The sequence below is a fragment of the Aestuariivirga sp. genome, assembly GCF_041738905.1.
Classification (GTDB): Bacteria; Pseudomonadota; Alphaproteobacteria; order Rhizobiales; family Aestuariivirgaceae; genus Aestuariivirga.
Map to the genome: position 1 here is coordinate 1 of NZ_JBGSOZ010000159.1, position 13,148 is coordinate 13,148.

Consider the following 13,148-nt stretch of genomic DNA (forward strand, 5'->3'; position numbering starts at 1 on the left):
GCGGGCCTGCAAACCCGGGTTCTGGACGTGCGCGACCCGGCCTCGATCGCCGAGGCGGTGGCGGCGGCGGGCCGTTTGGATGTGCTGTTCAACTGCGCGGGCTTTGTCGCGACGGGCACCATTCTGGATTGTGACGAGGATCAGTGGGCCTTCAGCCTCGATCTGAACATGACGGCGATGTACCGGATGTGCCGCGCCTTCCTGCCGGGCATGATTGCGGGCGGGGGTGGGTCGATCATCAACATGGCCTCGGTCGCGGGATCGGTCATCGCCGCCCCCAACCGCTTTGTCTACGGAGCCACCAAGGCCGGGGTGATCGGGCTAACTAAATCCATCGCCGCTGATTTCATCTCACGCGGTATTCGCGCAAACGCGATCTGCCCCGGAACGGTGGAAAGCCCGTCGCTGGAACAGCGCCTGCGCGATACCGGCGATTATGAGGCGGCCCGCAAGGCGTTTATCGCCCGTCAGCCAATTGGCAGAATCGGTCAGCCGGACGAAATCGCAGCGCTTGTGGTTTATCTGGCAAGTGACGAAAGCGCCTACACCACCGGCGTCGCCCATGTGATCGACGGTGGCTGGGCAAATACCTGAGGAGAGAACAATGAAACTTCTGAGACATGGCTCTTTGGGTGCCGAAAAGCCCGGCCTTTTGCACAACGACGGCACGATGCGCGATCTGACCGGGCTGGTGCCCGACATTGGCGGGGCTGTCTTGTCCGACACCGGGTTGGCGATGCTGCGCGGGATTGATCCCGAAAGCCTGCCCGTCGTTCCGAAGGCCACGCGCCTTGGTCCTTGCGTGGCGGGCACCGGCAAGTTCATCTGCATCGGGCTGAACTATTCCGACCATGCCGCAGAAACCGGCGCCACTGTACCGCCCGAGCCGATCATCTTCATGAAGGCAACTTCTGCCATCTGCGGCCCGAATGACCCGATCATCATTCCCCGAGGGTCTGAAAAGACCGATTGGGAGGTCGAGTTGGCTGTCATCGTTGGCACCCGCGCCAAGTATGTGACCGAAGCCGAGGCGCTGAACCATGTGGCGGGCTATGCGGTGACGAATGACGTGTCGGAGCGCGCTTTCCAGATTGAACGCTCGGGCCAATGGACCAAGGGCAAATCCTGCGACAACTTTGGACAACTCGGCCCCTGGCTCGTGACCCGTGACGAAGTGGCTGATCCTCAGAACCTGCCGATGTGGCTGAAGGTGAACGGCAAGACCTATCAAGATGGCTCGACCCGCACGATGATTTACGGCGTGGCGCATCTGGTCAGCTATCTGTCACAGTTCATGACCCTGCATCCAGGCGATGTGATCTCGACCGGCACCCCGCCCGGCGTGGGGCTCGGCCAGAAACCGCCGCATTACCTGAAGCCGGGCGATGTGGTGGAACTTGGGGTGCAGAGCCTTGGCCGACAACGGCAGGATGTGATCACGGACTTGGCTTGAAGTATCTGACCCGACAGGAGGACGGAAATGGATTTAATCGATACCCATCTTCACCTGATCTACCGCGACCGGCTGGGCTACGCTTGGACCTCCGGGATACCGGCGCTGGCCACGGGAGATTTCACCCTTGCAGTTTATGCCGCCCTGATTGCGGGGCGTGGCATAGCCGGGGCGCTTTTCATGGAAGCGGGTGTCGATGACGCCGACTACAAGACCGAAGCGCGGTTCGTGGCGGGATTGGTCGGGCAGAATGGTCTTTTGGGCCAGATCGCCTCATGCCGACCAGAAGAAGATGAAGGTTTCGACGATTGGCTTGACGAATGCCAAGGTCTGAAGGTCCACGGCTTTCGCCGCATCCTACATGTGATGCCGGATGCGCTGCCTCAAACACCGACCTTTCGGCGTAATCTGGCAAAAATCGGTGCGCGGGGATGGGCCTTCGACATCTGTGTGCTTGCGCGGCAATTGCCGATTGCGGTTGATCTGGCGCGGGCCTGCCCGGATCAGCCACTGGTGCTGGATCACTGCGGCGTGCCCGATATCGCGGGGGGCGGGTTTTCCGAATGGGCTAAGGGGATAAGCGCGCTTGCCGCCCTGCCGCATGTCCATGTGAAAATGTCAGGCATCTCCGCCTATTGCGCGGCGGGGACGGCGAACAAGGCGACGCTTCAGCCGTGGGTGGATCACGTCCTTGCGGCCTTTGGTCCCAAACGAATGGTTTGGGGTGGCGATTGGCCAGTGGTCAATTTGGGCACTGGTCTTCCCGAATGGATCGACCTGTCTCATGATTTGTTGTCGGGGCTAAGTGATGCCGAGCAAACGCAAGTAGCGTCAGCCACGGCACGACGGGTATATCGGCTGGACTAGGCATCGTTGCGCTTGGGCAGGATGACGCGCCAACCTCTATGGCCCTGTCGCGGTGGTGCTGTTGCGCATTTGTGTCGCTCCGCGTGCCAGGGTCAAAAAAATGTTCGGCGAATTGCGCACAGGGCAGAGTGCATCTTTTCCATACCTATGAAAGGATCGCTTCATCAAACTGTGGGATTAGACACCTAGTGCTCAAACGAACGGGCGGATCTGAAAGGCCCTTCACTGATTACCGCCTGTCACAAACAGGTCTGTCACCGCAAATCGGGTCACGTCGATCAGGCCCTTGTCCGAGATGCGCAGTTCGGGGATGACAACCAGCGCCAGCAGGGAATGCTGCATGTAGGCGTTGTTCAGGGTGCAACCGCAGGCCTTCATGGCGGCGACCAATTGGTCCGCCTTCTTCGCCACAATCTCGGCGCGCTCGTCCGACATCAGTCCGGCAATGGGAAGCTCGACCAGTGCCAGCTGCTGGCCCTTGCTGACGACGACCGCGCCGCCGCCCACCTTGCGCAGGATGTTGGCGGCCACCGCCATATCGCTGCGGCTGGTGCCGACGACGATCATGTGGTGGCTGTCATGCGCCACGGTCGAGGCGACCGCACAGTCCACATTGTAGCCAAAGCCCGAAACGAAGGCATTGGTGACGCCGCCCGTGGCCTTGTGGCGCTCAACCAATGCGATCTGACAGACGCCCGAGGCCATGTCGGCATCGACGAGGCCTGAGGAGACTTTCAGTTCTTTCTCCAGTGCCTTGGTCGGCGCCTGGTTCTCGATGACGCCGATGACACGCGCCGTCACCTTGTTGGCGCCCTTGGGGGCGGCTATGGCGAAGTCCTTGTCCGTCAGGTCACGCGCCATGTTGACGGTGTTCTTGGCGGAAGCAGGGTAGTCGAAGGCAGGAATATCGGCGGTCAGCTTGCCGTGCTCGGCCAGCACGGTTCCGCGTGCGATCACCAGCTCGATGGGGAGCGCCACGAGGTCGGACGTGAGGAAGAGGTCGGCGCGGCGGCCGGGCGTGATCGAGCCCAGTTCGCGTTCGAGGCCAAAATGCTGGCCGGTGTTGAGCGTTGCCATCTGGATCGCCGTGATGGGCTTCAGCCCTTGCGCGATGGCATGGCGGACGACGCGGTTCATGTGGCCCTCGTTCACCAGCGTGCCCGAGTGAGAGTCATCCGTACACAGAATGAAATTACGCGAGTCGAGGCCTGACTCGGTGATGGCCTTCACCTGCGAGGCAACATCATACCAGGCGGAGCCCAGCCGCAGCATGGCGCGCATGCCTTGCCGCACGCGGGCGATGGCATCTTCCGCGCGGGTTCCCTCATGGTCATCGGCAGGCCCGCCCGCGGCATAGGCGTGGAAGGGAAGCCCCAGGTCAGGTGAGGCATAGTGGCCGCCCACGGTCTTTCCCGCCTCCTGCGTGGCGGCGATCTCGGCCAGCATCCTGGCATCGCCATTGACCACGCCGGGGAAGTTCATCATCTCTCCGAGGCCGATGATGTTGGGCCAGCCCATGGCCTCGCGGACCTCGTCGGGTCCAAGTTCCGCGCCGGGATTCTCAAGTCCCGGTGCGCTCGGCACGCATGAGGGCATCTGCACGAAGACGTTCACCGGAAGCCCCATGGCCTCGTCATGCATCAGCCTCACGCCGGGCAGGCCCAGCACGTTTGCGATCTCATGCGGATCGATGAACATCGACGTCGTGCCATGCGGAATGACGGCGCGGGCGAACTCGGTGACGGTCACCATTCCGCTTTCCACATGCATGTGGCCGTCGCACAGGCCAGGCACCATGTAACGGCCTTCCGCCTCGATCACCTGTGTGGCGGGACCGATGGCGTGGGATGCATCAGAACCCACATAGGCAAAGCGGCCAGCGGTGATGGCGATGTCGATCGCGGGGATGATCTCGCCCGAATGGACATTCACCCAGCGGCCCTTGCTGATGACCATGTCGGCCTTGCGCCGCCCCATCGCGGTATCGACCAGAAGCGATGCGGTCTCGGCCCAGCTCTTCAGTGCGGTCATCGGAAACTCCTTTTCAGGCACGACTATAGAAGAGGGGCAAAATCGCGCAATCAGGCGGACATGATGGCCAATGCCTCGTCGAGAAGCGGCTGCGAGCCCGCCGTGATGACGTTGCCGCCTTTGGAAAGATCGCCGCCCGTCCATTCGGCGGCAAAACCGCCAGCACCCGTGACAATCGGGAGGAGGGGGGTGATGTCATAGGGCTGCAACCCGCAATCCATGGCGATGTCGAGGTGGCCTGACGCCATCATGCAAAAGAAATAGGCGTCACCGCCATAGCGGGTGAGCTGGGCGGATGCCTTCAGGCGCTGGAAACGGCGCTGGTTTTCCTCCGAGCGGTAGAGTTCAGGCGCCGTGGTGCCGATCGAGGCCTGCGACAGGGAGATGCCAGAGCGGGTGCGGATTGCCTGCGTGGCGCCGCGATAGCTGTGCCAGGCGCCTTCAGGATTGCCGTAGAACATGTCTCCCACCACCGGCTGGTTCATCAGGCCCAGCGAGGGCTTTCCCTCATGGCTCAGGCCGATGAGAGTGGCCCAGGTGGGCATGCCGCAGACGAAGGAGCGCGTGCCGTCCACGGGGTCCAGAACCCAGGTGAAGGGGGATGTTCCTTCCTTCCAGCCATATTCCTCGCCGTGGATGCCATGGTCCGGATAGCGCTCCTCGATCATCTTGCGGATGATGCGCTCGCCGGCCTTGTCACCCTCCGTCACCGGGTCCCAGACCGGCCCGTCCTTGACCTCGACGGCTGTGTTGCGCCGGAAGTAAGGGAGGATTTCGCGGGCGGACGCCTCTGCAAGCGCAAGGGCGAAGCGGGTCAGTTCGGTCCAGTCGGGTGCGGGCATGGAGGTCTTTCTTTCGCGGTGCTGCCTTCCTATGGGAGGTCCACGATGCCCTCAAGGGGCATTTGTGTTGCATTGCAGCATCAGTTTTGGATTTATGTGGATTCTGCATGGCTTTATGAGCAGATGTATCGAAATTGAAAAAGCCGTTCCATTTCAAATATTTCTGGTGAAATTACCGGCACGGTGCCGTGCAATTTTTGACCAGTTGTGCAAAATTCTGCCGGTTGGGGCTTGATTCATCCATTTTGCGCTGCCATATCCCCGCTCGTGAGGCAGAGATGCCTCGCAGCCCTTCCTGGGCGTTTCCTCCCTAGACTTGGGCCGGTCACCTTGGTGTATCGGCCCTTTTTTTCGCCTTGCGCAATACCCCGCCTATTCGGCGGCAAGCTGCCGGGGGGCGAAGCGATCCTCGACGTAAACCAGAAGGCCTGCGACAACTTCTGCGAGTACGCCCGCAAGCCGTCCGAAATCCCCTGTCTTTTCCAGCGTCGCCTCGTTCATGTAGAGGCTGCGGTTGATCTCGATCTGCAGCGCATGCTGGCCCCGGTGCGGCGCGCCATGATTCTGGGTGATGAAGCCTCCCGCATAGGGTTTGTTGCGCAGAACCCTGAGGCCATGAGCCTCCATCCGCTCCTCGAGAAAGGCGGGAATATCCTCCGCACAGGAGGCACCGAACCGGTCGCCCAGCACCACATCCACTCCGCCCGCCGAAGCCGGCACCACATGGGCGGTGGCGCTTGCCGGCATCGAATGGCAGTCGACGAGCAGAACCTCGCCGGCCTTGGCCAGAACGGCATTGGAGAGCGCCGTCAGGGTGCGGTGATAGGGCACGTAGATCTGATCGATGCGGCGGCGGACCTCGGCGAACTCGATGCGGCCGCGGTAGATGTCCTCCCCCTCCGACACGATCCGGGGAATGGTGCCAAGCCCGCCGGCGACGCGGGGAGACCCGGTATTGGCGTAGCCCGGCAGTTCGCCCGAGAACATGCGCGGGTCAAGCTCGTAGGGCTCGCGGTTCAGGTCGATGTAGCTCCTCGGCACAAGGGCACGCAGCATGGGGGCCCCGTGGTCGATGCAGGACATGAAGAGCTCATCGACATAGCAGTCCTCGGATTTCCGGAGCGACTGCAGCGGCAAACGTGACTGGCGCAGGAAATGTGCCGGAAAATCCCTGCCGCTGTGGGGCGAATTGAATACCGCAGGCGCCGTCCATTCGGGCGGGGAGAGAATCTCGAATGCCAATGCCTTGTCGCTGTCCGACATGCCGTCTTCGTTTCACCCGTAGCGCAAGATGTATATATCCATGACCCGCCGCGCGCTGTCCAGAGTTTCCGGGATTTCATACGGCGTTTACCGGCGATGGATTAAAAGGTTAAAACGGCTCCAGCGTGTTCACAAAGCGGACGGAAAGCGATTAGATGTCGACGAGGACGATGGCAAAGATCATTCTGGCAGAAGACGACGACGACATGCGGCGCTTCCTGGTGAAAGCCCTGGAGAAGGCCGGCCATCAGGTCATGAGCTTTGGCGAGGGCGCCAGCGCCTTCGAGGAAATCAAGCAGACGACCTTCGACCTGCTCCTGACCGACATCGTGATGCCGGAGATGGACGGGATAGAACTTGCGAGGCGCGCCTCCGAGCTCGATCCCTCGCTCAAGATCATGTTCATCACCGGCTTCGCCGCCGTGGCGCTGCATCCCGATTCCAAGGCTCCCAAAGATGCGAAGGTCCTGTCCAAACCCTTCCACCTGCGCGATCTGGTGGCCGAGGTCGAACGCATGATGGCGGCCTGATAAGGCCTTCGGAATTCAGGGGTTGCGCCCCACGGAATCGCCAGCTATAGGGGCGTCACTTGATGTCAGGTGTGGGTGGTTAGCTCAGCGGTAGAGCACTACCTTGACATGGTAGGGGTCACAGGTTCGATCCCTGTACCACCCACCATTCTTTTCCCACCAAACCTCATCTCTCTGGCCCAGCCTGAATTCCTACGCGTTCTCCGCTGGTTACGCGGGTGTGCGTATCTCTGTTGCCGCAAGTTCCCAGAATTCGCGGCATTTTCCCCTGAGTCCGTCGCCGGAATCTCTACACACCCGAATTCTGGTCAACGGAATGATGCATGGCATTCGGAGCGCATCGGGCCACCCGTCGAGCATCTCCGTTCGAAATGGACCTGATTTCCATGTGCCATTAGGAAACGAAGAAGCCCGGCACATGGCCGGGCCGAATGCATCGATTTTCCTCAGCACAGGTCAGTCGAGCAGCATGGCACGCTGTTCTTCCCATCGCGCGGGCAGGGGGCACGCCTTGCGCAGCCGCTCCAGTGTGAGTGTTGCGGCGTGATGGCCCGTCAGGATGCGCTCGACAATGTCCGGTGCCAGGAAGGCCAGCGAGAGCAGACGGCTGACATAGGACTTGTCGCAGTTCTCTTGCACGGCGATCGACCGTAACGTCGGATATCGCCCTGAGGTGAGCCCCTCGTACCAGCGCCGGGTTTTGGTGATTATCTCGACAAGTTTCGGCTTCGCCTCACAAGGCTGATCCGGACCGTGTCCGAGCACCAGCTTCACCTGTTTACCGCAGCGAAGAAGATGGCTGGTGACGGCGATAGTTATTACATCTGGATGTGATTCACGATCTTCTTTGCAATGCCCGTTGAGATCGTGGATGACATTTGTTCGACGATCATGCTGATCGTGTGGTACTACGATGCCCAGCACTTTCTTAAGTTTTGCGCCTGAGATCTGTACTTCAACGACCTTCTTCGTGACGATCACTTTCTGAACCAGATCAGTGGCCTTGCTAGCGCTTGTTGAATAAGCGGATGAACTGAGAGAGGCGAGATCAGCGCAGCGCTTCAGGAGAGCGGGCAGGTCCGATGTTTGTGCGCGTGGTGCAAGCCACTGCTGCATGCACTTGGCATCCTTTAAACGATCAGCCACAGCGGAGATGACAATGTGCTCGAGATCGCCCGCGGGCACCCTGATCCCCTGCGGATCATCGCTTGCCAATCTGAGGCGCTTTGCTGATGTGTAGTAGTGATACCGAACGCCCTTCTTGTTACTGTAGGTCGGCTGCATTCGACTGCCATTGCCGTCGAAGACAATGCCCTTCAGTAGAACACCAGTTGGTCGGTTCGGGCGCGCGTCCTCGCGCGGTGCCTGTTCTGCCAGAGCCGTTTGGACGGCGTCGAAGCGCTCTGCGGCGATGATCGGCTCGTGCTGGCCTTTATGCAGTTCGCTCTGGTACCGGATCAGCCCGACATAGAGCGGGTTCTTCAGCATGTGGGCGATGGCGCCGCGGCCAAGGACAAGGCCTCCCAGGATACGACCGTCCTTCTGCGGTCGCAGTCTCGACCGGACGCCTTGCCGTTCATGATCTTGTTGCAGGAGACGCACCGAGCGGAGCTCAAGATACCGCTTGAACATGGTGCGGACGATCTCCGCCTCTTTATCTACAATCACCAGCTTCCGATCCTTGACAGCATAGCCCAGTGGCACCGGGCCGCCCATCCACATGCCCTTCTTCTTCGAGGCCGCGACCTTGTCCCTTATGCGTTCGCCGGCCACTTCGCGTTCGAACTGGGCAAATGATAACAAAACGTTAAGTGTCAGTCTTCCCATCGAGGTCGAAGTGTTGAACTGCTGGGTGACAGCCACAAAGGAGACGTTGTTCTGATCCAGCACCTCGTTGAGTCTGGCGAAGTCGGTGAGGGAGCGGGTGAGGCGGTCGATCTTGTAAACGACGATGATGTCGATCCTGCCGGCAGCGACGTCGGCGAGTAGTTGCTGCACGCCCGGCCGGTCCATGTTGCCGCCAGAGTAGCCGCCGTCCTCATAGACTTCTGCAAGCTTCACCCAGCCCTCATGACGCTGGCTGGCGATGTAAGCAGCACAGGCATCGCTCTGCGCCTCGAGCGAGTTGTAGCTCATGTCGAGGCCCTCCTCGGATGACTTGCGGACATAGATGGCGCAGCGCTTCACAGGGATACGCTCAGCCATGTGTGACCTCCCGGGCCGAGGCGCTGTAGTGACTCTTGCCGATGCCGAAGAAGCGGGGACCGGACTGGTGGGTTCCGGTGATCTCGCGGGCAATGACCGACAGGCTCCGGTAGGCCTTGCCCTGATAGACGAAGTCACCGGTGTCGATGGCCTGAACCTCGTGGACCTCGTTCTGCCACTCCCGCATGAAGCGGGTGCCGGGTTTGATGATGGCCGCCGTGGAGCCACTCTTACGAGCAGCGCCATTCTTTCCAGACCGCTGGCTTGCCGCCTTGAGTTGCAACTCGGCCTGCCGACTTAAGCCCCCGAGCGCCAGTTCCTGCAGCCGATGAGCGATCGCCCGTCGCAGCAGGTCGGCACCTAGGCGGGCAGGGGCATTGCGACCGAACAGCTCCCGCCAGCGAATTTGCATGTTGGAGGCGTCTAGCTGCTCGAGAGCGGTGAGAGCCTTGTCCAGATCTGTCGCTACCCTCGCCCTGAATGCTATGTCTTCGGCAAGCGGAATTCCGCCTGCCGGGTTAACTTGCCGGGATACAATGACGTTCATGCTTCCACCGCAGTTGCCAGACGGTAGCGGCGCACGCCACCCTGATCGAGTTCGCTAGACACAGTGTGTCCCTTCTTCTTCAGGCTGCCTGCCAGAAAGCCCCTGACGCTGTGGGCCTGCCAGCTGGTCGACTTCATCATTTCGGCAATCGATGCCCCCGCCGGGCGAGCCAGCAGGCTGAAGACCTGTTCGGCCTTGGTCTTCGATTTTACTGATGAGGCCTTCTTTGACTTGGGTTTTGTGGTCTTCGACATCTTGGTGCTCCTGTCCTGAGCCAGTCCATCTGGCTCTCGCACCACCTCAAGCCCCGCATGTGAGCAGGGCTGATTTCAACTTGCTGCAGAACGCTGCTCTGCCGCTGATGACAGCATTGCTTCCTTCCGGTGTGAAGTCGAATGGAATCGGATACTCGCCGTACCATCGGTTCGAATCCCTCGCGAACCGCCAGTTTCCCATTGCAAACTCCGGAACGACCCCGAAGAGCGTCGAAATTCCTTTTGCATTCAAAAGGGTTTGGCGGAGGCGACCGTACTTCTGAGACTGCGCTAAAGCCGAAATTCAGTCTCAGAAGGCCCTTCGTCTCATTCCGACCGAACCTCGACGAAATCGGTACGGTCGGAAAAGATCACACTATTTCAATAGTTTAAAAATTCTGCGGGAGCGTACTTTTGTATTTGGTCCACTCGCCCTCGGTAGGATTAGAACCCGCGGTGGGCATACTGGAGCGTAAAGCTTGGTAGTGCTGAACCTGCTGTTGCCGAACTCCCTCCACATTGCGCCATTTTCCAGTGCATCCGGTATGCATCTCAGAGGTCTTGGAAAAACTGATCCAGCAAGTGGTTAAACTCTGCGGCACGGTCCCAGAACATCATATGCTTGCCCATAGCCACAACAGATGAAGTCGGCGCATGTAGAGCAGCCCAGTTTTCTGCCACATGCTTCCACTCGTCACGCACGACGATAAGAACAGGCCTAGCCACCCGTGGCGTTGTCATGATCTTTTCCTGGTTCGGTTCAAGCCGGCATCGGCAGGATGTCTGCGTGTTGCAGCGGGGCATCCTTGAGCCAGACCTGCGCACCCTCGGGACCTGCCTTGGCCGTCAACTGTTGCCCTGCCGGGAGGCGTCCCCAACCTTGTGGGGTGAGCAATTTGTCCTGCACCTTCACCATGCCGGACAGGATTACGAATTCGATGCCCCGGTCATTCGGGATGGTCAGGACTGCCCCCGGTGTCCATGTCTCGAGAACGACCCGCTCTGCATGATTCTCGAACAGAAGTCTGGCGGCGCTGACACCGTCGCGCGGCTTCAGGAGTTCGCCCTCGCCCGGCTGGCGGACGATCTGGGCATGGTCGCCCTTGCGGAATTGCCAGAGGCGGACGAAGATCACGCAACCATTGGTAGCTGCGGGACTGTGGTGGGTGCCCGGCGGATTGCGGAAGTAACTGCCCGCCGGATAGTCGCCGTGCTCATCCTGGAACGTGCCGTCGAGGACGAGGATCTCCTCGCCTCCGCGATGTGCATGCGCCGGAAACGCACTTCCCGGGGCATAGCGAACGATGGATGTGGCACGGGCGACCTCGCCCCCTTCACGGTAGAGCATCCGCCGGTCTACACCAACGGCAGGGCTGGGAAGCCACTCCATAGAACTCGGATCGAGTAGTACGGGTTTTGTCAGATCGTCGTTGATGCGCATTCTGTCATTCGCCTTGTCGCATTGAGCCAGTAGACCTGGGCCGTGCTTTCATTTCTTCCACCGTCACGCCGGGACAACCGCAATCGACGGGAGATGAACCTCTGTCCATACGGTGCAGACTTACAGGTTCCTGCTGCTATTGTAGGCAGGAATGTTTTTGGCAGCCAGATCAGTTCAGGCAGCATTTCTTGTACTTCTTTCCGGAGCCGCGAGGGCAGGGATCGTTCCGCCCGACGCCTCGACAGGAATTCAAAGCGATGTACGGCGCGTTCCAGCGGGGAGTCCGATCATCGAGGAAGAGGGTGATGTGCTCGGATTCATGACAGTCCTGAGGAAGATCGCGCCAAGCTCCAAAACAAGAACGTTGGAAAGCCGACGACCGAACACTTAAGTTTCACCCCGTTAGGGAGCGCAATCACGGGCGCAGCAAAATCAAGACATCAGAAGCCAGAAGTCAGACTCAAAACCACTGTCGATTGGCAGTAGTCCGCGGTGGAAAAAGCAGCCCTAGTTGGCCGCCGCTACTCTGGGATTGCGGGTCATCACGATTTCTTCAATTGCATCTGCGATCTCAGCAAGAAGTTCGGCAACCCGGACAACCTGCAGCGGATTTGGGCAAAGCTTCCTCGCTGCTTCCCGGCGAAGCTCACGAACTCTGGCACGCAAGGCTGCAGTTTGGGCTATCGGGAAAGGCACTTTGACTTTGTCTGTCATGTCGGATCCTCGATGGCGTTGGCCTGATTGAGAGAAAAATCCAAGTCACGTTCCACACAGAAAAAAGCTCTGCCGCAGTCTGCAAAGCCAACTGCCAACCAAGCTCCGGAATGCGACTAATTTACGGTAACAAGACTGGGCACAAGCAGCTTTTTCGCGAGAACAACGGCTGCGGGAGCATTGGCAGCTGTTCCGTCTGCGCCGACCTCAAGGGTGAGTTCCGGTCGCTCGACAAAGGCTGGGCCGCCGACCATTATCCCGACCGTGTTGTTCAGGGACGTCCTGCGGACCGCCTCAATGGATGTCCTCAGGCTTTCGATGTGCTTGTCCGTGCTCATCGAGAACCCAACGATCCCGAACCACTCCTGCGCAACAAGTGTAGATATATGCTGGAGATCTGCTCCAGGGCATGAGCAGACATACCAGCCGCCAGACCGGAAGAATCTTTGGATCATGGCGTTTCCAAAACTGTGTTGTTCGCCAGGAGTGGCCACGATCAAGGCACGGCGCTTGTTGTCGTATGGCGGCACCTGATCCAACCCGGCAAAGATGTGAACGAGCTGCTGAAGCCTCCTGACACCGATTGTGACGTCCAGAAAATCAACCTTGTCTTCGGTCCACAACTCGCCGAGATGTCGTGCGGTTGGCTCGAGGAGTTCAACGTGGAGAGTATCAAGCGATACACCGCGGTCTTTGAGTTGCAAGATGTAGTCCGCGGCATCCTCATTCTCGGGCCCTACAACCAGCCGAGAGAGTTCCGCAATTTCCTTGGCTCCAGGATGAAAGATTTGCTCGTGGGGGATTCCTGGCGCTGCACTGTAGATGCCCAGAAGCCGGGGAATGACTTTATCAGCAATCAGAAGGGGGATGTCCCGCTCAATGTAGAAAATTGGAGTGAGGTTGGCGTTGCTCTCCTCGAGCCGTAGGCTCGGGGTGTTCAATCCTGAATGGAGAGCAACACCATGAAGAAAGCTACCACGTCTATCGAGGCGCTTGCCAGT

15 protein-coding genes and 1 tRNA gene are annotated in these 13,148 nt (G+C 59.7%); 5 read left to right on the forward strand and 11 right to left on the reverse strand.

All coding sequences use genetic code 11. The annotated features are described in order from the left end of the window. The 3 genes from ACEW8Q_RS15110 to ACEW8Q_RS15120 all read left to right on the forward strand — a co-directional run. Window positions 1-594: SDR family oxidoreductase (locus ACEW8Q_RS15110; RefSeq protein ID WP_373504882.1), on the forward strand; the 594-nt coding region annotated here is incomplete at its 5' end. 10 nt (window positions 595-604) lie between these two features. Beyond that, window positions 605-1,453, forward strand: a complete 849-nt coding sequence (locus ACEW8Q_RS15115; protein WP_373504883.1) for a fumarylacetoacetate hydrolase family protein — start codon at window positions 605-607, stop codon at window positions 1,451-1,453. Between the two features lie 27 nt (window positions 1,454-1,480). Beyond that, the gene (locus ACEW8Q_RS15120; protein WP_373504884.1) at window positions 1,481-2,320 is read left to right on the forward strand and encodes an amidohydrolase; all 840 of its coding nucleotides are present in this window, start codon (window positions 1,481-1,483) and stop codon (window positions 2,318-2,320) included. Between the two features lie 222 nt (window positions 2,321-2,542). On the opposite strand, the gene ade is transcribed toward ACEW8Q_RS15120, so the two are convergent. From ade to ACEW8Q_RS15135, 3 genes are all read right to left on the reverse strand, one after another. Beyond that, on the reverse strand, window positions 2,543-4,351 hold the full coding sequence (gene ade / locus ACEW8Q_RS15125) for an adenine deaminase (protein WP_373504885.1): 1,809 nt from the start codon (window positions 4,349-4,351) through the stop codon (window positions 2,543-2,545). 50 nt (window positions 4,352-4,401) lie between these two features. Next, complete coding sequence (gene hisN, locus ACEW8Q_RS15130; RefSeq protein ID WP_373504886.1) at window positions 4,402-5,193, reverse strand: histidinol-phosphatase; 792 nt, start codon at window positions 5,191-5,193, stop codon at window positions 4,402-4,404. A gap of 372 nt (window positions 5,194-5,565) precedes the next feature. Then, window positions 5,566-6,456 carry an N-formylglutamate amidohydrolase gene (locus tag ACEW8Q_RS15135; RefSeq protein WP_373504887.1) on the reverse strand — a complete coding sequence of 297 codons (891 nt, stop codon included), beginning with the start codon at window positions 6,454-6,456 and terminating at the stop codon, window positions 5,566-5,568. 170 nt (window positions 6,457-6,626) lie between these two features. Between ACEW8Q_RS15135 and cpdR the strand changes: the two genes are divergently transcribed. Together cpdR and ACEW8Q_RS15145 are read left to right on the forward strand one after the other, a co-directional pair. Then, window positions 6,627-6,986, forward strand: a complete 360-nt coding sequence (gene cpdR, locus ACEW8Q_RS15140; protein ID WP_373504895.1) for a cell cycle two-component system response regulator CpdR — start codon at window positions 6,627-6,629, stop codon at window positions 6,984-6,986. A gap of 73 nt (window positions 6,987-7,059) precedes the next feature. After that, window positions 7,060-7,134: transfer RNA gene (locus ACEW8Q_RS15145), tRNA-Val, on the forward strand. 308 nt (window positions 7,135-7,442) lie between these two features. On the opposite strand, the gene ACEW8Q_RS15150 is transcribed toward ACEW8Q_RS15145, so the two are convergent. From ACEW8Q_RS15150 to ACEW8Q_RS15185, 8 genes are all read right to left on the reverse strand, one after another. Then, entirely contained in the window at window positions 7,443-9,191 is a 1,749-nt protein-coding gene (locus ACEW8Q_RS15150; protein ID WP_373504888.1) for a recombinase family protein, read from the reverse strand. Then, on the reverse strand, window positions 9,184-9,738 hold the full coding sequence (locus ACEW8Q_RS15155) for a DUF2924 domain-containing protein (RefSeq protein ID WP_373504889.1): 555 nt from the start codon (window positions 9,736-9,738) through the stop codon (window positions 9,184-9,186). The genes ACEW8Q_RS15150 and ACEW8Q_RS15155 overlap by 8 nt, the downstream gene beginning before the upstream one ends. Then, window positions 9,735-9,992: a DUF3489 domain-containing protein gene (locus tag ACEW8Q_RS15160; RefSeq protein ID WP_373504890.1), complete on the reverse strand. Its 258-nt coding sequence runs from the start codon at window positions 9,990-9,992 to the stop codon at window positions 9,735-9,737. Before ACEW8Q_RS15160 ends, ACEW8Q_RS15155 begins: the two co-directional genes overlap by 4 nt. Window positions 9,993-10,544: 552 nt before the next feature. After that, window positions 10,545-10,733, reverse strand: a complete 189-nt coding sequence (locus ACEW8Q_RS15165; RefSeq protein WP_373504891.1) for a hypothetical protein — start codon at window positions 10,731-10,733, stop codon at window positions 10,545-10,547. A 19-nt stretch (window positions 10,734-10,752) separates the two neighbouring features. Then, window positions 10,753-11,433: a cupin domain-containing protein gene (locus ACEW8Q_RS15170; RefSeq protein ID WP_373504892.1), complete on the reverse strand. Its 681-nt coding sequence runs from the start codon at window positions 11,431-11,433 to the stop codon at window positions 10,753-10,755. Between the two features lie 169 nt (window positions 11,434-11,602). Further along, on the reverse strand, window positions 11,603-11,686 hold the full coding sequence (locus ACEW8Q_RS15175; RefSeq protein ID WP_373504896.1) for an SEC-C metal-binding domain-containing protein: 84 nt from the start codon (window positions 11,684-11,686) through the stop codon (window positions 11,603-11,605). Window positions 11,687-11,940: 254 nt separating this feature from the next. Further along, complete coding sequence (locus ACEW8Q_RS15180) at window positions 11,941-12,147, reverse strand: hypothetical protein (protein WP_373504893.1); 207 nt, start codon at window positions 12,145-12,147, stop codon at window positions 11,941-11,943. A gap of 116 nt (window positions 12,148-12,263) precedes the next feature. Further along, window positions 12,264-13,148: B12-binding domain-containing protein (locus ACEW8Q_RS15185; protein ID WP_373504894.1), on the reverse strand; the 885-nt coding region annotated here is incomplete at its 5' end.